General features: G+C 49.5%; 2 protein-coding genes. Both read right to left on the bottom strand.

Going from position 1 to position 1,643, the window contains the following annotated elements; genetic code table 11:
• Positions 1-85: 85 nt before the first annotated feature.
• Complete coding sequence (locus tag EJD88_RS13135) at positions 86-502, bottom strand: Imm50 family immunity protein (protein ID WP_158878155.1); 417 nt, start codon at positions 500-502, stop codon at positions 86-88.
• A partial coding sequence (locus EJD88_RS13130; protein ID WP_178117176.1) for an RHS repeat-associated core domain-containing protein occupies positions 499-1,643 on the bottom strand: 1,145 nt, incomplete at its 5' end. The genes EJD88_RS13135 and EJD88_RS13130, both read right to left, overlap by 4 nt.

Below are 1,643 nucleotides of genomic sequence, written 5' to 3'. Positions count from 1 at the left end.
GAATTGGGGCTGGCTATAGAGCTCATAGTTTCTGTTATCTAAAACATTTAACCCCCCCCCCAAAAAAAAATCCATTCTAGATAACTTAAGGTGACCAGCTATGATCTCCTGGTTCGGGACAATTTATATAAACTGACGGCCCATCCATAGACAACCATTTTGCTTTGAATTCAATAGAGGCATTTTCTGATTTTGCGTTGAAAAGATAGTGCTCATTTTCTCGCTTAATTTTTGCAATGAAAATTTCTCGGCGAGGAAGATTGATTATCTGCAGGTTACTTATTCCGTGACAGGTCAGTCCAATTCTGCATGTGTTGTATCCTTTGTCCTGCAATTTTGGAGGTAAGGAATCTGGAAAGTCTGGTATGTCAAAGCCAATGCCGAGAGAGGGTTGGTCGTTTTCTATCGTCAGTGAGTGTATATAAATTTCGCGAATTTCAATTGGTTGACTGAACAATTTATTAAAAAATATGGTTCCTTCAAGATCATTCCAATGTTTCATTTTTTATCCTTAAATGTGTAGTGGTCTTTTGTTCCCGGGACTTTGCCGGTCCGCGGTGTATCAAATGGGCGTAGGTTGAAATGAGAGCCTTGATCGCCTGCTCCGTCTTGCGCGCCGAAATTATGCCCCGCTGAATGGTCTTGTATTAATACTTTGGAGCCATCGGCTCTCGTATATTGGTAGACCCTTGTCTGAATTGGTTTTCCTGAGCTATCTAAAATTGCTTTTTCATTTATATCCGACATTTTCACGATTTTGTATTGCTTTTTTACGCCAGAACGCGCGTTGGTAAATACATCAGGTTGTTGCGACATCGGTATGTTGGCGTCCCTTTTTGCTGCGCGGAATGCTCCTTTACGAGATACATCAGGTGCGTCAGGTTCAGCAGGTATCGCGCAGGTTGGATTTTTCTTTACTACGCCAGTGCAGCTGGCATTCAGTCCGAGTGGATCCACCCACCCCGTAGGATTGGGCACGTACTGGTACGCGTTAATCCCGCCCGCCAACTTCACCGGGTCAGGTGTCAGGTAACGCCCAATATCTGGATTGTAGTAGCGATGACGGTTGTAGTGCAGCCCGCTTTCCGGGTCTAAGTACTGACCCTGAAAGCGCAGCGGGTTGTCGATTTTATCTTTGTCGAGGCGACTGATCTGGCCGTAGGCGCGGTAGTGCGCTGACCAGACGATTTCGCCGTCTGGGTCGCTGAGTTCCTGTGGCGTGCCGAGGTGGTCGAGTTGGTAGTGGTAGGGCTGGGTTTCGGTTGGGCCGAAGCCGTCCAGCAGCGCCAAGGGTCGAAAGCTGTCAGGTTCGTAAAGGTAGCTGCGGTGGCGATCTGCATGGTGCTCGGCAATCAGCTTGTCGCCTTGCCAGAAGAACTCCGTGGTTAAACCGTCGACAGTCTTGCTGATACGCCGTCCAAATGGGTCGTAGCGGTAGCTGGCGGTTTGCCCGTTGGGTTGGGTAATGCCGATCAGACGGTGCTGGCAGTCGTAGCGGTATTCGGTGACGAGTTGATGGCCTTTGCCTCTGCGTTCACCGATCAGGTTGCCGAAGGCGTCGTAGTCGTAATGCCGGTCGCCCTGGATCATCAGGCGGTTGCCGGCGACGATGTCGGGGCCGGGGCGGTCTTGCATGAGCAGGT

The organism is Pseudomonas sp. PB105 (assembly GCF_009764655.1).
Classification (GTDB): Bacteria; Pseudomonadota; Gammaproteobacteria; order Pseudomonadales; family Pseudomonadaceae; genus Aquipseudomonas; species Aquipseudomonas cyclaminis.
The sequence above is the reverse complement of the archived record's forward strand: the minus strand, read 5'-3'. Positions and strand labels throughout refer to the sequence as shown.

Coding starts and splice junctions, on each gene's coding strand:
- EJD88_RS13135 (WP_158878155.1), bottom strand. CDS start 502: ATGAAACATTGGAATGATCTTGAAGGAACCATATTTTTTAATAAATTG.